Here is an 18269-nt window from a genome sequence, read left to right on the forward strand (position 1 = left end):
CCGCCACGATGATCGGCTCGCCCGCGTCGTCGCGACCTGGCCCCCGCACCGCCGGGACACGGGGCCGGTCGTGAGCCGTCCCCGGGACGGGGCGTCCTGTGCCACCGGGTCCGGGTACAACTGCGACGGCGGGGGAACCACCTGCTGTCGGTCCGCTGGAACGGGAGAACACACATGAGCACCGCGACGGTCGTCGGTTCCGGTCCCAACGGTCTCGTCGCCGCCGCCGTGCTCGCCAGGGCCGGGGTCGAGGTCACCGTGCTGGAGGCCGCCGACGAGATCGGCGGTGGCACCCGCACGGTCGAGGCGATCGTGCCCGGCCTGCTCGTCGACCACTGCTCGGCGGTGCACCCGATGGCGGTCGGCTCGCCGGTCCTGGCCGAGCTGGGCCTGGACCGGCACGGGCTGCGGTGGCGCCTGCCCGAGGTCGACTGCGCCCACCCCCTCGACGACGGCGACGCCGGCGTCCTGCTGCGCTCCGTCGCCGACACCGCGGCCGGCCTGGGCGCCGACGGGCCGCTGTGGCGTGCGCTGTTCGGCAGCCCGTCCCGGAACTACGACGCGCTGTCCCAGGACTTCCTGGGCCCGTTGCTGCGCTTCCCGGGCCACCCGCTGCTGCTCGCCCGCTTCGGTGCGCCGACCGTCCTGCCGGCCGAGCTGCTGGCACGGGCGTTCCGCACCGAGCGGGGCCGCGCCCTGTTCCTCGGCACGGCCGCGCACGCGTTCCGGCCGCTGAACCGCCCGCTGTCGAGCGCGATCGGGATGGGCATCCTCACCGCGGGGCACCGCTACGGCTGGGGCGTCGCGCAGGGCGGCTCCCGGGCTATCTCCGACGCGCTGGCCGCGGTGCTCGCCGGACACGGAGCGAAGATCGAGACAGGCGTGCACGTCCGCTCCGCCGACGAGCTGGGCGACCCGGATGTCGTCGTGTGGGACGTCGGCCCCGACCGGCTCCCGCAGCTGCTCGGCGACCGTCTGCCGCCGCGGGCCGCGCGGGCCTACCGGCGGTTCCGGTACGGCCCGGCCGCGTTCAAGGTCGACTACGCGGTGCAGGGCGGGATCCCGTGGACGTCCCCCGGGGCGCGGCGGGCCGGGACCGTGCACGTCGCCGGGTCGGCCGCGGAGACCGCGCTCGTCGAGCGCGAGGTGCACGCGGGCCGGATGCCGGAGCGTCCGTTCGTACTGGTCGGGCAGCAGTACCTGGCCGACCCGACGCGGTCGGTCGGCGACGTGCACCCGGTCTACGCCTACGCGCACGTCCCGTACGGGTACACCGGCGACGCGACCGCGGCGATCACCGCGCAGATCGAGCGGTTCGCTCCCGGTTTCCGGGAGCGGGTCGTCGGGACCCTGGTCACCGACCCGGCCGCGTTCGCGGGGAACCCGAACTTCGTCGGCGGGAACATCCTCACCGGCGCCAAGGACCTGCGGCAGCTGGTCCTCGGGCCGCGCACGACGCTGCAGCCCTACGACACCGGAGCGCCGGGGCACTTCCTCTGCTCGGCCGCGACGCCGCCCGGACCGGGTGCGCACGGGATGTGCGGCGCGCACGCCGCGCGCCGCGCGCTCGCCCACCTGGGCCGCTGAGGGCGGCTCAGACGGGCTCGGGCTCCCCGCTGACCGCCACCACCCCGCCGATGTCCTGGCGCAGCCACGCCAGCAGCGTCGTGTCCTCCAGGGTCAGCGGCACCTCCGGCCCGCCCCACCCCAGACGGGTGGTGGGCCGGTGGACCAGCGCGTCCTCCAGCATCGCGGCCAGACCCTCGGTGGCCCGGACGGTGATACCGCCGTGCTCCACCGTCCTGCTGCCCGCAACGTCGGATTCGGCGTGCGGCCCCGTGCTGAGCGCGTAGCCGGTCCCCAGACGGTCGTCGAACCCCGTCACCTGCACGACGGCTCCCTCCTGCCGAGTGCGCGAGATGTCGACGGTAGCGAAACCCCACCCCCGATCAGGGCGTACGGCGTGTGACGTCGTGCGTGCACCAGGTGAGGAGAACCGCGCGTGAGTACGGTCACGACCGACCCCGGTTTGCCGGGGCGCTACTCGTTGGCAACAATGAACGTCACAGTGGCACGGCGTGCCATTACGGCACGACCAGTGGCAGAGTCACCGGCTACGACGGGCGCGACGCCGCGGCCCACCCCGCTCTCGCGAGAGCGCGCGGCGCAGCACCGTCACGGTGACGCGAGACGGTCCGGACCCCGACGGGGCGGATCGCGAAGAGGACGACGCGGTGTGCGCGTGGGCGCAGGCCGCCGCGGCAGGAGGTCGAAGAGGTCCTATGAAGATCGTGACCCTGGTGAAGCAGGTGGCCGACACCTACTCGGAGCGGAAGCTGTCCGACTCCGACCACACCCTCGACCGGGAGGGTGCCGAGGCGGTGATCGACGAGATCAACGAGCGCGCCGTGGAGCAGGCCCTGCTGCTCAAGGAGGCGAACGACGGCTCCGAGGTCGTCGTCGTGTGCATGGGCCCGGACCGGGCCACCGACGCGATCCGCAAGGCGCTGTCGATGGGCGCGGACTCCGCGGTGCACCTGTCGGACTCCGCGATCCACGGCTCGTGCGCGGTGCAGACCGCGAAGGCGCTGACCAAGCTGATCGGCACCGTCGAGGGCTGGGACCTGGTCATCGCGGGCAACTCGGCCTCGGACGGCCAGATCGGTGCGGTCCCGGCGATGATCGCCGAGCTGCTCGGCGTGCCGTCGCTGACCCACGCCAACGAGCTGTCCGTCGAGGGCACCACGGTGAAGGCCAAGCGGGAGACCGACGAGGGCGTCACCCACCTCACCGCCGAGCTGCCCGCGGTGGTCTCGGTCGGGGAGAAGTCGAACGAGCCGCGCTACCCCTCGTTCAAGGGGATCATGGCGGCGAAGAAGAAGCCGGTGCAGACCCTCGACCTGGCCGGCGCCGGGATCGACCCCTCCGAGGTCGGGCTGGCGAACGCGCTGACCTCGGTCGTCTCGGCGTCGCCGAAGCCGCCGAAGCAGGCCGGCGAGAAGGTCACCGACGAGGGCGACGGCGGCGCGAAGATCGCCGAGTTCCTGGTCGGCCAGAAGCTGATCTGACGCTGATCGACGACCGACACCACTTCTGCACAGGAGATATTCATGGCTGAGGTTCTGGTCCTCGTCGACCACGTCGACGGCGACATCAAGAAGACCACCTACGAGCTGCTGACCGCCGCCCGCGAGCTGGGCGAGCCGTCGGCGGTCGTCGTCGGCCCGGCGGGCACCGCCGACAAGCTGGCCGACGGCCTGACCGAGCACGGCGCCGAGAAGATCTACGTCGCCGAGACCGACTCCACCGACTTCCTCTCCCCGGAGACGACGGTCCTGGAGTCGCTGGTGAACTCCGCCTCCCCGGCCGCCGTGCTGCTCGCGGCCACCGGCAACGGCAAGGAGGTCGCCGGCCGCCTGGCGATCCGCACGAACTCCGGGCTGCTGTCCGACGTCGTGGGCGTCTCCGCCGACGGCGTCTCGCACTCGATCTTCGGTGGTGCCTACACCGCAGAGGCGAAGGCCAACACCGAGCACCCGGTCATCACGGTGCGCCCGGGCTCGGTCGAGATCTCCGCGGCCGCCGGTGCGGGTGCCCGCGAGACCGTCGAGGTCCCGGCCCCGTCGGGGCGTGCCGCGACCGTGACCGGCCGTGAGCCGATCCAGGGCGGGTCGCGTCCGGAGCTGACCGAGGCGACGGTGATCGTCTCCGGTGGCCGCGGTGTCGGCTCGGCCGAGGACTTCAGCGTCGTCGAGGGCCTGGCGGACTCCCTCGGTGCCGCCGTCGGCGCCTCGCGTGCCGCGGTGGACTCCGGCTACTACCCGCCGCAGTTCCAGGTCGGCCAGACCGGCAAGTCGGTCTCGCCGCAGCTCTACATCGCCCTCGGCATCTCCGGCGCGATCCAGCACCGTGCCGGCATGCAGACGTCGAAGACGATCGTCGCGGTGAACAAGGACGAGGAGGCGCCGATCTTCGAGATCGCCGACTTCGGCATCGTCGGCGACCTGTTCAAGGTCGCGCCGCAGCTGCAGGAGGAAGTCGCCAAGCGCAAGGGCTGACCTCTCCGGTCGCCACACGCTCGACGCCCGGGTGCCGCGCGCACCCGGGCGTCGTCGTGTGTGCGGGGCCCGTTCACCTGCTCCTGCCTGCGACGACACCTGTCCGGGACCGTTCACTCCGATGCCACCGACGTGTCGTCGCGGAACCGTCCGGGTGTCGCACCCGCCCGGTACCAACCCGGTGTGACCCAGGTGATCGTCTCGACCCCGGAGACCGCGGCCCGGCGGTACTCCCTGCTCCTCACGACCGACGACGGCGACGTCGCCGCGGCGCAGGCGCTGCGGCACCGGGTGTTCGCGGACGAGCTCGGCGCCCGGCTCGACAGCGCCGTCCCCGGCCGCGACGTCGACCGCTTCGACGCCCACTGCGACCACCTCGTGGTCCGCGAGGACGCCACCGGCGAGATCGTCGGCACCTACCGGATGCTCCCGCCGCAGCGGGCGCGCGCCGCGGGCGGCCTCTACGCCGACGGCGAGTTCGACCTCACCGCTCTCGACCCGCTGCGGTCCGGCATCGTCGAGACCGGGCGCTCCTGCGTGCACCCCGACCACCGCGGCGGCGCCGTCGTCGGGCTGGCGTGGGCCGGGCTCGCCCGCTACATGCTGCTCACCGGGCACCGCTGGCTGATCGGCTGCGCCAGCGTCTCCCTGGCCGACGGCGGCGCCCAGGCCGCGGGCGTCTGGGACCGGGTCCGTGCCAAGCACCTCGCCCCCGAGGAGTACCGCACCGTCCCGCTCCGCCCCTGGGACCCGACCGACGTCCCGCGCGGCCGGGGTGTCGCGGTCCCGCCGCTGCTGCGCGGCTACCTGCGGCTGGGCACCTGGGTGTGCGGGCCGCCCGCGCACGACCCGGACTTCGGGGTCGCGGACTTCCCGGTGCTGCTGGGGATGGACCACATCGACCAGCGCTACCTGCGCTTCTTCCTGGGCGAGGACGCCGCCGGGGTGACGGGCGCATGACCCTCGCCGCCGGACCGGAGGGCGACGCCGGCGCGCCCCTCCGCCCGCTCCGCCGCCTCCGGCCCCGTGGTCGTGCCTCCGCGGCCGTCCCCTCGGCCGGGGCCGCGGTGCTCCCGCCCACCCCGGCGGACCCGGCGCTCTCGCCCACCCCGGCAGACCCGGCGACGGGGGACCGACGCGGTGCTGCGCACCACCCGGCCCGTGCCGCCCTGCGGACCCCGGTGCGCCCGGTCGTCGACCACCCCACGCACCCGCCGGCACCGCCCGCGTCGCGGCGTCCCGGCGGGCCGTGGGCGGCCTGGTCACCGTGCACCCCGCAGGAGTGCCTGCCCCCGCGCACGACGACCGGCACGCTGCGCCTGGGCCGCCGTGCCGTGGCGCTGCTCGCGGTGCTGGCGGTGGCCGCGATGCTCGTCCCGGTCGCCGCGCTGTGCGGCGCCCGCGTGCTGGAGCCGGTCCTGCGGGCGCTGCACCGTGCGGTGCTCCGCGCCGCCGGGGTCCGGCTCGTCGTGCGCGGCGGACCGCTGGCGCCCGCGGACGGGCGGGGCGCGCTGGTCGTGGCCGACCACACGTCGTGGATCGACATCCCGGCGCTCGGCGCGATCGGCCCGGTCACCATGCTCGCCAAGCGGGAGGTCAGGGACTGGCCGCTGATCGGTGCGCTCGCCGCCCGCACCGGCACCCTGTTCGTGCACCGCGAGGGCCTGTCCCGGCTGCCCGGCACCGTCGCGACCTGCGCCGACGCGCTGCGGGGCGGCACGCTGGTCGGGGTCTTCCCCGAGGCGACGACGTGGTGCGGCGCGATCTCCGGGGACTACCGGCGCGCGCCGTTCCAGGCCGCGATCGACTCGGGTGCTCCGGTCCGGCCGGTCACCGTCGCGATCACCACCCCGGACGGGCGGCCGACGACGGCCGCCGCGTTCGTCGGCGAGCAGACCCTCGGCGACACCGTCGGCCGGGTGCTCCGGCTGCCCGGACTGGTCTGCGAGGTCACCGTCGGCGAGCTCGTCGAGCCGGGCCCGCGCACCGACCGGCGCGCGCTGGCCGCACGGGCCCGCGACCGGGTCCGTCACCCGCGCCCCGCCGCGACCGCCACGGTCGTGTGAGACGGACGGTCGTCCACGACGGGTTCGGCACGCACCGTTGTCACGGCGGGGTCTACCCTGGAGGCCGATGACGTACCTGGACCACGCGGCGACCACACCGATGCTGCCCGCCGCCGTCGCCGCTCTGAGCGACGCGCTCGGCCGCACCGGCAACGCGTCGTCGCTGCACTCGTCGGGGCGCCGCGCCCGGCGCGCGGTCGAGGAGGGGCGTGAGCGGATCGCCGAGGCGGTCGGCGCGCGCCCGTCCGAGGTCGTGTTCACCACCGGCGGCACCGAGAGCGACAACCTCGCGGTCAAGGGCCTGTTCTGGGCCCGCCGGGCCGCCGACCCCCGCCGCTCGCGGGTGCTGGTCTCGGCCGTCGAGCACCACGCGGTCGTCGACGCGGCGGAGTGGCTGGCCACCCACGAGGGTGCCCGGCTGCGGCTGCTCGAGGTCGACGCGACCGGCCGGGTCCACCCGGAGACGCTGCGTGCCGCGCTCGCCGAGGACCCGGACGGGAACGCCCTGGTCTCGGTCATGTGGGCCAACAACGAGGTCGGCACCGTCAACCCGGTGCGCGAGCTCGCCGCCGTCGCCCACGAGTTCGGGGTGCCCTTCCACACCGACGCCGTGCAGGCCGTCGGCATCCTCGACGTCGACTTCGCCGCGAGCGGTGCCGACGCGCTCACCCTCACCGGGCACAAGCTCGGCGGCCCCTACGGCGCGGGCGCGCTGTTGCTCGGCCGCGAGGTCGCCTGCACCCCGCTGCTGCACGGCGGCGGCCAGGAGCGCGACGTCCGCTCCGGCACCCTGGACGTCCCGTCACTGGCCGGACTGGCGGCGGCCGTCGTCGAGTCGGTGGCCGCCGCGCCGCGCCGCCGGCTGCACCTGGCCGGGCTGCGCGACGAGCTGATCCGCGTCGTGCGCACCGAGGTGCCCGACGCGGCGCTGAACGGTGACACGACCGACTCCCGGGTCGACGGTGGTCCCGGCAGGCTGCCCGGCAACGCGCACCTGTCGTTCCCCGGCTGCGAGGGCGACAGCCTGCTCATGCTGCTCGACGCCCACGGCATCGACTGCTCCACCGGTTCGGCCTGCACCGCGGGCGTCGCCCAGCCCAGCCACGTGCTGCTGGCGATGGGCGCCGACGAGTGCACCGCCCGCGGGTCGCTGCGCTTCTCGCTGGGGCACACCAGCACCTCCGCCGACGTGGCCGCGGTCGCCGGGGCCATCGGGTCGGTCGTGGAGCGGGCCCGCAACGCGAGCCGTCGCACCCCCGCGTCGGTCACGGGCTGAGCCGTGCGGGTCCTCGCTGCGATGAGCGGTGGCGTCGACTCCGCGGTCGCCGCCGCGCGGGCGGTCGCTGCCGGGCACGACGTCGTCGGTGTGCACCTCGCGCTGTCGCGCACCCGCGACGCGATGCGGTCGGGGTCGCGCGGCTGCTGTTCCAAGGAGGACGCGGGCGACGCCGCCCGCGCCGCGGACGTCCTCGACATCCCGTACTACGTCTGGGACCTGTCCGAGGAGTTCACCCGCGACGTGGTGGACGACTTCGTCGCCGCCTACGCCGCCGGCCAGACGCCGAACCCCTGCCTGCGGTGCAACGAGAAGATCAAGTTCGCGGCGGTCCTGGACCGGGCGCTCGCGCTCGGCTTCGACGCCGTCTGCACCGGTCACTACGCCCGGCTCGACCCGGCCGGACCGGTGCTGCGCCGCTCGGCCGACGGCGGCAAGGACCAGTCCTACGTGCTGGCCGTGCTGCGCGCCGACCAGCTGCGGCACGCGATGTTCCCGGTCGGCGACACCCCCAAGCCGCAGATCCGGGCCGAGGCCGCCCGGCTCGGGCTGCGCGTCGCCGGCAAGCCCGACAGCCACGACATCTGCTTCATCCCCACCGGTGACACCCAGGGCTTCCTGGCCGACCGCCTGGGCAGCACCCCCGGTGACCTGGTCGACGCCGCCACCGGCGAGACCCTCGGCACCCACGACGGCGTGCACGGCTTCACCGTCGGGCAGCGGAAGGGTCTCGGGATCGACCGCCCGGCCCCCGACGGCCGTCCCCGCTACGTGCTCGGCATCGAGCCGGTCAGTGGCACCGTGCGGGTCGGCCCGGAGGCGGCGCTCGACGTCACCGCGATCACCGCGCGCACCCCGGTGTGGACCTCGGGCGTGGCGCCGGACGCGCCGTTCGGCTGCGTCGTGCAGGTCCGCGCGCACGGCGGCACCGCACCCGCGACCGTCACCCCGCTCGGCGCCGCCGTGCAGGTGGACCTGGCCGAGCCGCTGCGCGGAGTCGCCCCGGGGCAGGCCGTCGCCTTCTACCGCCCCGACGACGACGGCGACATCGTCCTGGGGTCGGCGACGATCACCGGGACTGTCTGACCGGGGCTGTGTGGCCGGGCTGTCTGGCCGGGTCGGTCAGCCCGGCCGGGTCCGCCCGACCGGAAGCCTGACACGTACTGCCCGATCGGGACCGCCTGGCCGGGGCTGTCTGACCGGCGCTGCCCGACCGGCGCTGCCCGACCGGCGCTGCCCGACCGGCGCTGCCCGACCGGCGCTGCCTGATCGGGGCCGCCTGACCGGGACTGCCTGACCTGGTCCGCCTGACCGGGACCGCCCGACCGGGACCGCCCGACCGGAAGCGTCCGGCATGTACTCCCGGGCCGACCACGTCCGGCCGGGGCCCGCCCGGACTCGGCCGCCGGGAGTGCGCCGCCACCGCCGGCGCGCGGCGCTGTCGTGGCGGACCGCCGTCCGCCGAGATGCACCTCAGCGGGCCCCGCGCGCCGCTGGAGCCCGCTGATCTGCATCTCGGCGCACCCCCCCCGGCGAGAGCACTGCTCTTGCTTTTGCATGGCGCTGAGTGAACACTGCTCTCATGACGAATCAGCGATCTCGATCCCACTACCTCGCCCCCGGCCGGTTCACCCGACGCGTGATGAACCCGTTGGTCGCCGGCCTGACCCGGCTCGGCCTCCCGCTCGCCGGCTCCGCGGTGCTCGGTGTCCGCGGCCGTCGCTCCGGCGAGGTCCGCACCACGCCGGTCAACCCGCTGCGCCACGACGGCGTCCGGTACCTCGTCGCCGCCCGCGGCGAGACCCAGTGGGTGCGCAACCTGCGCGTCGCGGGGGAGGCCGAGCTGACCGTCGGCCGTCGCACCGAGCGGGTGGCCGCGACGGAGTTGACCGACCCGGCCGTCGCCGTCCCGGTGCTGCGGGAGTACCTGCGCCGCTGGGCCTGGGAGGTCGGGGCGTTCTTCGACGGCGTCGACGCCTCCTCGTCCGACGCCGAGCTTGCTGCCGCCGCACCCCACCACCCGGTGTTCGCCCTGCACTGAGAACTCCAGCGATCGCCCCCTGCAGCGTTCGCCCTGCAGCGTTCGGCCTGCAGCGTTCGCCCTGCAGCGTTCGGCCTGCGGTGATCGCCCTGCAGCATTCGGCCTGCGGTGACCGCTCCGGGGTGATCGCTCCGTGGTGACCGCTCGGGGGTGATCGCTCTGCGGTGATCGCCGACGGTGGAGCGTCTGGTGCGGCTCACTCGCCTCCGCGCGCCACATTGGCGATCATGCCCGCCGCCGACGGGCCGGGGCCGCACGCGTCGGGCCCGGACCGCGGAGGACACTGTGGGGGTGACCATCCCGGACCCCACCGACCCGCTGGCCGCCGCGCTCGCCGCCGCCGGACTCGGCGACGTCCGTCCCGGCGAGACCGTCGCGCCGCAGCCCCGGATCGAGGTCGTCGACGACACCCCCGCCGAGCCCGCCGCGCCCCGCGCCCTGTGGCCCGCCGGCGTCGGCACCGGCGTCGGATCACTGCCCGGCACCGACATCCGCGAGGCGTGCGCGCTGGTCGCCGGCGAGACCCCCGAGTTCCCGGCACTGCCCGAGCTGCCCGCCCGCGGTGTCGGCGCGGACATGATCGGGCGCACGGCCGGGCTGCTGGTGGACCTCGCCGTCGAGGTCGTGCCGACCGGCTGGCGGGTCACCGCGCACCCCGGGCGCGACCTGCGCCGGTCCCGTGACCTGATGTCCGGCGATCTGGACGCCTTCGACGACGCCTGCGATCACATCCGCCCGTCCTGGGTGAAGATCCAGGTCACCGGCCCGTGGACGCTCGCCGCCTCGGTCGAGCTCGCGTCCGGGCACCGGGTGCTCACCGACCGCGGGGCCGTCCGCGAGTTCGCCGCCAGCCTGACCGAGGGGCTGCGCAGGCACGTCGCCGAGGTCGCGCAACGGACCGGGGCGACGGTCGTCGTCCAGCTCGACGAGCCCGGTTTGCCCGCGGTGCTCGCCGGGTCGTTGCCGACCGCGTCCGGCTACGGCACCGTCCGCGCGATCGCCGCGCCGGACGCCCAGGACCTGCTCCGCGACCTGGTCGACGGCGTCGACGCACCGGTCGTCGTGCACTGCTGTGCGGACCGCCCGCCGATCCGGCTGCTCGCCGGGACCGGTGCGGCCGCGGTCGGCATCGACGCGACCCGACCGGCGTTCGCCGGGAGCACCGCCGAACCGCGCGCCCTCGACGCGATCGGCGAGACCTGGGACAGCGGCGTCCCGTTGTTCCTCGGGCTGCTGCCCGGCACCGCGCCGTCCCGCGAACCGGCGATCGGCGACCTGGCCCGCGCCGGCTACGACCTCGCCGACCGGCTGGGCTTCGACCGGCCGCGGCTGGCCCGCCTTGCCGTCCCGACGCCCGCCTGCGGGCTCGCCGGGGCCTCCCCGGCCTGGGCGCAGCGTGCGCTCGCCCTGTCCCGCGAGCTGGGAAAGGCCTTCGCCGATCCGGACGAGGTCGCGCCCGCCGACGGGCGCTGACCTCGCATGATCGGCGTCGCGCGCGCCTCCGTGTTCCGCGCGTGCGTCCGGACGCACGCGCCGAGCGGATCACCGCGCGCGGAGCGGATCACCGTGCCCCGGGCGGATCACCGCGCGGGGTGGATCACCGTGCGCCGGGCCGGCGGCGGAGTGCTTCTCCCCGAGCCCCTCAGTTCAGCTTGCGGGTGCCCTCGGGGAGCCCGCCGCCGGCGTAGACGTCGGTGGCGAGGTCCTGCAGCGCGGTCAGCGCGACGTTCTGGCTCCACGGGCCGTAGGACACGCGGGCGACGCCCAGCTGCCGGGCGGTCCCCAGCGGGATCGACCCCGGGATGCCGATCAGGTTGACCTTGCGCTCGCCGAGCGCCTCGACCAGGCGTCCGACCTGGGTCTCGTCGAGCTTGCCGGGCACGAAGAAGTTCGACGCGCCCGCGTCCAGGTACGCCTTCCCGCGCTCGATCGCGTCGGCCAGCACGGCCTCGGGGTCCTTGTCACCGGCCTTGAGGAAGGCGTCGGTGCGCGCGTTCAGCACGAAGTCGATCCCGGCCTTCTCGGCCGCGGCGACGGCGGCCTCCACGGCCTTCACCGCCTCGGTGAGCGGCTTGACCTGGTCCTCCAGGTTGCAGCCGACGATGCCGACGTCGATCGCGCGCGCGACGGTGCCACCGGGGTCGCCGTAGCCGGCCTCCAGATCGGCGGTCACCGGCAGGTCCCCGGCAACCTCCGCGATCAGCCCGACCTCGGCGATCATGAGGTCGCGCGGGATGTGCTCGCCGTCGGGGTAGCCGCGGGACGCGGCGATCCCGTGGCTCGCGGTGGCCAGGGCCGTCGTGCCCGGGGTCTCGGCGACGACCTTCGCGGTGATCGCGTCCCAGACGTTGACGACGAGCAGCAGCTCCGGTGCGGCGTGCAGCTCCTGCAGCTTCGTGGCCTTCTCGGCGATGGAGGTCATGTGATCACCGTAGGCCGGTTCCGGGGCCCCCGCCGCGTACCCAGAACTGAGGATCTGCGGTGCCCCCGACAGCGGCAGGGCCGTCCGACCCCCGATCCTTGTGCCGTGCTCCGAGACCGGTCCGACGTCCGACACCCGACCACCCCGCCGGGTGGTCTCGGGTCGTCCGCGCTGGTGCTGGGAGCGCTGGGCTCGGTGTTCGTCGCCGTCGCGATCGCGCTGTCCGCGGTGTCGCCGCTGACCGTCGCCGGTCTCGCGTTCGCCTCCGCCGGGGTGGTCCTGGCCATCGGCGGTCTGGTGCTGGGCACGCTGGGCGCGGTCCGTGCCTGCCCGGGCCGGTCCCGGACGGCGATCTCGGCCGCGGGACTGTCGGTGGCCGGGCTGGCCGGCGGGCTGATCTGGCTGGCCGCGTTCGTGATGCTCGCCGTCACCGGGCCGGGACCGCCGCCCGTGCAGGGGGCCGGCACCGCGCCGGCCTGCGGGCCCGGGGTCTGCCACACCCCCTGAACCGGCGGTCCGGTCGACGCGTTCGCTCTGTCGTCCGAGGGCCCTGTCATCGGAGGACCCTGTCGATGACGGCTGCTACGGCGCCCGCCCGCCGGAGCTCTCGGTCCCGGCTCCGGCGCTCGCCCGGGCCAGCGCGATCGTCGCCACCACGAGCACGGCCACCAGCACCGCGACGAGCGCCCACCCGGCCCCGCCGGTGGACAGCCGCTCGTCGAGCACGGTCACGCCGACGACCGCCGCCACCACCGGCTCCCCGACGACCACCGCGGGCAGCGATGCCCCCAGCGCCCCGGCCTGGAACGCGGCCTGCTGCAGCAGGGTCCCGCCGACCACGGCGACGACCAGCGCCCAGGTCTCCCACGAGGTCAGCACCGTGGTGATCCCGTCGGACAGCGTGTCGACCACGCCCAGGGTGAGCGCGGCGACGACGCCGTAGGCGATGCCGGTGGCCGCGGCCAGCAGCAGTGCCCGCGCCGTCCCCGTCGTCGACCGGGCCGCCACGAGACAGGCGGCGAACAGCACCAGCAGCACCGACCCCGTCGGCGCCCACGCGGTGAGCCCGGCCCGGTCGACACCCGCGGTCAGCTCCCCGACGGTCACGAACAGCACCAGCGCCACCACCAGCACCGCGGCCCAGGCCAGCTCCCGGCGGGACGGCCGCCGCCCGGCCCACCACGCGGCCAGCGGCAGCGCGAACACCAGCTGGGTGACGATGATCGGCTGCACCAGCAGCAGCGACCCGAACCCGAGCGCGACGGCCTGCATCGCGAACGCCGCCGTGTCACCCAGCGACCCGGCCAGCCAGCGCGGATCGCGGACCAGCCGCGCCAGCATCCGCAGCCCCCGGTCGTGCGGGTCCGCCGCCGCCGAGGTCTGCTGCGCGACGGCGGCGAGCGCGAAGAGCAGCGCCGAGAGCAGCGCGGCGCCGACCGCGGCGACGGTGTTCAGCGGATCAGGGGATCGAGGACCCGGCGGGCATGGCCTCGAACCGCATGTCCGGGAACTTGCGCTGGATGATGTCCATCCGCCACTTGTTGGTGAACAACGCGAGGTGCTCGCCGTCGGAGTCGCGGCGCAGGACCTCGCACTCGGACTGCCCGGCCAGCTTCTCGACCGCCTCGGCGTCGACCAGGCGCGCGATCTGGTACGGCAGCCGGTCGAGGGTGACCGGCGCGTTGAACTCGGTCTCCAGCCGTGTGGTGACCACGTCGAACTGCAGCGGCCCCACCGCGGCCAGCACCGGCGCCTGGTCGCCGCGCAGGTCCGAGCGCAGGATCTGGATGACCGCCTCGTTGCCGAGCTGCTCGATTCCCTTGCGGAACTGCTTGTACTTGCCCGCGTCCTTCGCGCGGATCACCGCGAAGTGCTCGGGGGCGAACGCCGGGATCGAGGGGAACTCGACCGGGTCGGCCGCGTAGAGGGTGTCCCCGGGGCGCAGGGCGGTGGCGTTGACCAGGCCGACGATGTCGCCGGGGAACGCCTCCTCGACGGTCGTGCGCTCGGCGCCGAACACCGACTGCGCGTACTTGGTCGCGAACGGCTTGCCCGTCGCGGCATGGGTGAGCACCATGCCGCGCTCGAAGCGGCCCGAGCAGATCCGCAGGAACGCCATGCGGTCACGGTGCGCCTTGTCCATGCCGGCCTGGACCTTGAAGATCAGCCCGGAGGTGGGCGCCTCCAGCGGGCGCTCCTCGCCCTTCACGTCGGGCCGCGGGGCGGGCGGCGGGGCGAGGTCGACCAGCGAGTCGAGCAGCCGGGCGACGCCGATGTTGGACAGCGCCGAGCCGAACAGGACCGGGGTGGCCGTGCCGGAGCGGAAGCCCTCCTCGTCGAAACCGGCGCCGATCTCGTCGAGCAGGCCCAGCTCGTCCTGCGCGTTCTGCCAGTACTCGGGCTCCTGCGCGGCGATCGTCTCGGCGTCGACGACCTGTGCGGTGGCCTTGGTCGCGCCGCCGGCGGCGCGGGTGAACGCGGTGTACTCGCCGGTGCTGCGTTCGATGAGCCCCTTGAACTGCCCGGCGATGCCCAGCGGCCAGGTCAGCGGCATCGGGCGCAGGCCGATGGTCTGCTCGACCTCGTCGAGCAGCTCCAGGGCCTCGCGGCCCGGCCGGTCCCACTTGTTGACGAAGGTGACGATCGGGACGCCGCGCGAGCGGCAGACGTCGAAGAGCTTGAGGGTCTGCGGCTCGAGACCCTTCGCCGCGTCGAGCAGCATCACCGCGGCGTCGACGGCGGCGAGCACCCGGTAGGTGTCCTCGGAGAAGTCGCCGTGGCCGGGGGTGTCGAGCAGGTTGATCACGCAGTCCCGGTAGGAGAACTGCAGCACCGCCGAGGACACCGAGATGCCGCGGGCACGCTCCATCTCCATCCAGTCCGACGTGACGCCCTTGCGGCCGGACTTGCCGTGCACCGCACCGGCGGAGTCGATGACCTCCGCGTGCAGCGCCAGCGCCTCGGTCAGGGTCGACTTGCCCGCGTCGGGGTGGGAGATCACCGCGAACGTCCGGCGGCGGGCGGTCTCGCCGACGACGCGCGCGTCGGTGGCGGTGCCGGTCTGCCGGGTGACGTTCTCGATGGTGCTCACACCTGCATTCTAGGCGTCGCCACCGACACCCCCCGACGACGGCGCCCGGCTCAGGTCGACCACGCAGAAGACGTTGCCGTCGGGGTCGGCGAGGACGACGAAGTCGGGCTCGGCGGGGTAGTCGTCCCAGACCGGCCGGGTCGCGCCCAGCGATGTCAGCCGCGCCACCTCGGCGTCCTGCTCGTCGGTGGTGTCGACCAGGAGATCCAGGTGGAGCCGGGGTCTGGGCTCGGGCGGGGACGCGCTGCGCATCAGGCCGAGCACCCGCTCGCCGTCGGAGCCGGTCAGGGTGCGCCAGGACGGGCTCGACCACTCGTCGGAGACGTGCAGGTGCAGTGCTGCGGTCCAGAACGCGGCGGCCCGGTCGAGGTCGACGACGCCGACCACCGGGAACCCGAGCCTCAGCACGGCTCAGGCCCCCGCTTCCAGCAGCGCCCGCATGTCGGGCAGGTCGAAGTGCTCGACGGTCGCCCACGCCGACGGGCTGCCGTGGTGCGGGTCGGCGCCCGCGGCCAGCAACGCGGTGACCGACGGCGCCGACCGGGCGAACAGCGCGGCGGCGAGCGCGGTCTGGCCGCGGTCGTTGGTGTGGTCCGGCTCCGCGCCGCGGGCCAGCAGGTCGGCGACGACGCCGTCGTGGCCGTAGTAGGCGGCGAGGATCAGCAGGGTGTCGCCCTTGGGGTCGGTCAGGCCGACCGGGACGCCCGCGTCGAGGTAGGCGCCCAGCCGGTCCGCCGCACCCTCGCGGGCAAGGTCGAACATCCGGTGCGCGAGCTCCACGGCAGCCTGGTCCATCCCCCGACCGTAGATTCCCCTGCTCGGTTGCGCATGACTGTCGGGGGGCGCGGCTAACCTGCGCCTCGTGAGTTCCCAGTCCGACGCCCAGCAGGCCCGCGAGCGCCACGCGCAGCTGGCGGCCGAGGTGGCCGACCACCAGTTCCGGTACTACGTGCTGGACGCCCCGGTCGTCTCCGACGGCCAGTTCGACGAGCTGTGGCACGAGCTGCTCGCGCTGGAGGAGGCCCACCCCGAGCTGGTCACGCCGGACTCGCCGAGCCAGCGCGTCGGCGGCACGTTCTCCACCGACTTCACCTCCTACGACCATCTCGAGCGGATGTTGTCGCTGGACAACGCCTTCTCGCCCGAGGACCTGCGCACCTGGCACGAGCGGGTGACGAAGGAGGTCGGCGGGGACCTGCACTACCTGTGCGAGCTCAAGATCGACGGGCTCGCGGTCAACCTGCTCTACGAGGGCGGGCGGCTCACCCGGGCCCTGACCCGCGGCGACGGGCGCACCGGCGAGGACATCACGCTCAACATGCGCACCCTCGCCGAGGTGCCCGAGCGGCTCACCGGCACCGACGAGTTCCCGGTGCCGGCGCTCGTCGAGGTCCGTGGCGAGGTCTACTTCCGGCTGGAGGACTTCGAGCGGCTCAACGCCTCGCTGGTCGAGGCGGGCAAGGAGCCGTTCGCGAACCCGCGCAACACCGCGGCCGGCTCCCTGCGCCAGAAGGACCCACGGGTCACCGGCTCGCGCAACCTGCGGCTGATCTGCCACGGCCTGGGCAAGCGGGAGGGGTTCACCCCCGACACCCAGTCCCACGCCTACGACGCACTGGTCGCCTGGGGTCTGCCGGTCTCCCCGCGCACCAGGGTGCTCCAGGGGATCGAGAAGGTGATCGAGTACGTCGAGTACTGGGGTGAGCACCGGCACGACGTCGAGCACGAGATCGACGGCGTCGTCGTGAAGGTCGACGAGGTGGCGCTGCAGCGCAGGCTCGGCGCGACCTCCCGGTTCCCGCGCTGGGCGATCGCCTACAAGTACCCGCCGGAGCAGGCCACCACCCGGCTGCTCGACATCCGGGTCAACGTCGGGCGGACCGGCCGGGTCACCCCGTTCGCGGTGATGGAGCCGGTGAAGGTCGCCGGGTCCACGGTCGAGATGGCGACCCTGCACAACGCCGACGAGGTGCGTCGCAAGGGCGTGCTGATCGGTGACCGGGTGGTCATCCGCAAGGCGGGCGACGTCATCCCCGAGGTGCTGGGGCCGGTCACCGACGTGCGCGACGGCTCCGAGCGCGAGTTCGTCATGCCGACGCACTGCCCCGAGTGCGGCACCGCGCTCGTGCAGCAGAAGTCGGGCGACGTCGACCGGCGCTGCCCGAACGCCCGTTCCTGCCCGGCGCAGCTGCGGGAGCGGTTGTTCCACGTCGCGGGCCGGGGCGCGTTCGACATCGAGGGGCTCGGCTACGAGGCCGCGGTGGCGCTGCTGACCTCGGGTGTGCTGACCGACGAGGGCGACGTCTTCTCCCTCACCGAGGCCGACCTGCTGAGGACCGAGCTGTTCCGCAACCAGAAGGGCGAGCTGACGGTCAACGGCCGCAAGCTGCTGAGGAACCTGGAGGCGGCGAAGGACCGGCCGCTGTGGCGGGTGCTGGTGGGACTGTCGATCCGGCACGTCGGGCCGACCGCTGCGCAGGCGCTGGCCCGCGAGTTCGGGTCGATGGAGGCCCTCGAACGCGCCGCGGCACAGGCGAAGGCGGACACCGAGGCCGCCGGGGTCGCGATCGTCTCCGACGGGACGGCGGGGGAGGACGACGCCGCGGCCGAGGCCACCGCGTCGACGCCCGAGGGTGCTGCGGCCGAAGCGACCGGCGATGTCGAGGCCGCCGAGGCGGAGGCGGCGGTTGCCGCAGGCGAGGCGGAGGCGGCACCCGGCGACGGGTCTGCCGGTGATGGGTCTGCCGGCGACGGGGCGTCAGACGATGGGGCGCCCGACGACCGGGCGCCCGGTGAAGGGGCGCCCGGTGACGGGGCCGCCGACGCCGTGGCCGTGGAGGCTGCGAAGCAGGAGCGGGCCGCGGCGCGTGCCCGGGCGAAGGCCGTCGCGGAGGCGCTCGCGCCGATCGCCGGGGTCGACGGCGTCGGCCCGACCATCGCCGCGGCCGTGCGGGACTGGTTCTCCGTCGACTGGCACCGCGAGGTCGTGCAGAAGTGGCGGGCCGCGGGCGTCGCGATGGAGGACGAGGTCGACGACTCGGTGCCGCGCTTCCTGGAGGGCCTCTCGATCGTCATCACCGGCTCGATGGAGAACTGGTCCCGCGACGAGGCCAAGGAGGCGATCATGGCCCGCGGTGGGCGGGCTGCCGGGTCGGTGTCGAAGAAGACGGCCTTCGTCGTCGCGGGGGAGGCGCCCGGCTCGAAGTACGACAAGGCCGTCGAGCTCGGGGTGCCGGTGCTGGACGAGGCCGGGTTCGAGGTCCTGCTCGCCCGCGGCCCCGACGCGGCGCGGGAGCAGGCCGCCGACGCCTGACG

The 18269-nt window shown here is 74.7% G+C and carries 17 protein-coding genes; 11 read left to right on the top strand and 6 right to left on the bottom strand.

All coding sequences use genetic code 11. The features are described 5' to 3' along the window. The first annotated feature begins 174 nt into the window (after window positions 1–174). On the top strand, window positions 175–1587 hold the full coding sequence (locus KPL59_RS06110; RefSeq protein WP_226360208.1) for an NAD(P)/FAD-dependent oxidoreductase: 1413 nt from the start codon (window positions 175–177) through the stop codon (window positions 1585–1587). Window positions 1588–1594: 7 nt separating this feature from the next. On the opposite strand, the gene KPL59_RS06115 is transcribed toward KPL59_RS06110, so the two are convergent. Continuing rightward, a complete protein-coding gene (locus KPL59_RS06115; protein WP_226360209.1) occupies window positions 1595–1891 on the bottom strand; it encodes a hypothetical protein in 297 nt (98 codons plus the stop codon). A 391-nt stretch (window positions 1892–2282) separates the two neighbouring features. On the opposite strand from KPL59_RS06115, the gene KPL59_RS06120 reads away from it, so the two are divergent. From KPL59_RS06120 to KPL59_RS06155, 8 genes are all read left to right on the top strand, one after another. Further along, complete coding sequence (locus KPL59_RS06120; protein WP_020626655.1) at window positions 2283–3068, top strand: electron transfer flavoprotein subunit beta/FixA family protein; 786 nt, start codon at window positions 2283–2285, stop codon at window positions 3066–3068. Between the two features lie 42 nt (window positions 3069–3110). Next, window positions 3111–4058, top strand: coding sequence for an electron transfer flavoprotein subunit alpha/FixB family protein (locus tag KPL59_RS06125; protein WP_226352597.1), 948 nt, complete (start codon window positions 3111–3113; stop codon window positions 4056–4058). A gap of 183 nt (window positions 4059–4241) precedes the next feature. Further along, window positions 4242–5018 (top strand): GNAT family N-acyltransferase, encoded by a 777-nt coding sequence (locus tag KPL59_RS06130; protein ID WP_226352596.1) that lies wholly within the window; start codon window positions 4242–4244, stop codon window positions 5016–5018. Continuing rightward, a complete protein-coding gene (locus KPL59_RS06135; RefSeq protein ID WP_226360210.1) occupies window positions 5015–6124 on the top strand; it encodes a 1-acyl-sn-glycerol-3-phosphate acyltransferase in 1110 nt (369 codons plus the stop codon). The genes KPL59_RS06130 and KPL59_RS06135 overlap by 4 nt, the downstream gene beginning before the upstream one ends. Window positions 6125–6191: 67 nt before the next feature. After that, window positions 6192–7400, top strand: a complete 1209-nt coding sequence (locus KPL59_RS06140; RefSeq protein WP_226352594.1) for a cysteine desulfurase family protein — start codon at window positions 6192–6194, stop codon at window positions 7398–7400. A gap of 3 nt (window positions 7401–7403) precedes the next feature. Further along, window positions 7404–8486: a tRNA 2-thiouridine(34) synthase MnmA gene (mnmA, locus tag KPL59_RS06145; RefSeq protein WP_226352593.1), complete on the top strand. Its 1083-nt coding sequence runs from the start codon at window positions 7404–7406 to the stop codon at window positions 8484–8486. Window positions 8487–8982: 496 nt separating this feature from the next. Next, window positions 8983–9441: a nitroreductase family deazaflavin-dependent oxidoreductase gene (locus tag KPL59_RS06150; protein ID WP_226352592.1), complete on the top strand. Its 459-nt coding sequence runs from the start codon at window positions 8983–8985 to the stop codon at window positions 9439–9441. Window positions 9442–9879: 438 nt separating this feature from the next. After that, the gene (locus KPL59_RS06155; protein WP_226360539.1) at window positions 9880–10914 is read left to right on the top strand and encodes a methionine synthase; all 1035 of its coding nucleotides are present in this window, start codon (window positions 9880–9882) and stop codon (window positions 10912–10914) included. Window positions 10915–11083: 169 nt separating this feature from the next. On the opposite strand, the gene KPL59_RS06160 is transcribed toward KPL59_RS06155, so the two are convergent. Continuing rightward, a complete protein-coding gene (locus KPL59_RS06160) occupies window positions 11084–11863 on the bottom strand; it encodes an isocitrate lyase/phosphoenolpyruvate mutase family protein (protein WP_020622510.1) in 780 nt (259 codons plus the stop codon). Between the two features lie 105 nt (window positions 11864–11968). Here KPL59_RS06160 and KPL59_RS06165 point away from each other — a divergent pair, with 105 nt between their 5' ends. Next, window positions 11969–12370, top strand: coding sequence for a hypothetical protein (locus tag KPL59_RS06165; RefSeq protein WP_226352591.1), 402 nt, complete (start codon window positions 11969–11971; stop codon window positions 12368–12370). A gap of 75 nt (window positions 12371–12445) precedes the next feature. On the opposite strand, the gene KPL59_RS06170 is transcribed toward KPL59_RS06165, so the two are convergent. The 4 genes from KPL59_RS06170 to KPL59_RS06185 are packed head-to-tail and all read right to left on the bottom strand — an operon-like array spanning window position 12446 to window position 15749. Further along, entirely contained in the window at window positions 12446–13318 is an 873-nt protein-coding gene (locus KPL59_RS06170; protein ID WP_226360540.1) for a DMT family transporter, read from the bottom strand. A gap of 4 nt (window positions 13319–13322) precedes the next feature. Further along, window positions 13323–14954 (bottom strand): peptide chain release factor 3, encoded by a 1632-nt coding sequence (locus KPL59_RS06175; RefSeq protein ID WP_374111599.1) that lies wholly within the window; start codon window positions 14952–14954, stop codon window positions 13323–13325. A gap of 9 nt (window positions 14955–14963) precedes the next feature. Continuing rightward, the gene (locus KPL59_RS06180) at window positions 14964–15362 is read right to left on the bottom strand and encodes a VOC family protein (RefSeq protein ID WP_226352590.1); all 399 of its coding nucleotides are present in this window, start codon (window positions 15360–15362) and stop codon (window positions 14964–14966) included. A gap of 3 nt (window positions 15363–15365) precedes the next feature. Next, the gene (locus KPL59_RS06185) at window positions 15366–15749 is read right to left on the bottom strand and encodes an ankyrin repeat domain-containing protein (protein ID WP_226352589.1); all 384 of its coding nucleotides are present in this window, start codon (window positions 15747–15749) and stop codon (window positions 15366–15368) included. Window positions 15750–15807: 58 nt separating this feature from the next. On the opposite strand from KPL59_RS06185, the gene ligA reads away from it, so the two are divergent. Then, the gene (gene ligA, locus KPL59_RS06190; RefSeq protein ID WP_255676610.1) at window positions 15808–18267 is read left to right on the top strand and encodes an NAD-dependent DNA ligase LigA; all 2460 of its coding nucleotides are present in this window, start codon (window positions 15808–15810) and stop codon (window positions 18265–18267) included. Window positions 18268–18269 lie beyond the last annotated feature (2 nt).

Source organism: Pseudonocardia sp. ICBG1142 (assembly GCF_020496255.1).
Lineage (GTDB): Bacteria > Actinomycetota > Actinomycetes > Mycobacteriales > Pseudonocardiaceae > Pseudonocardia.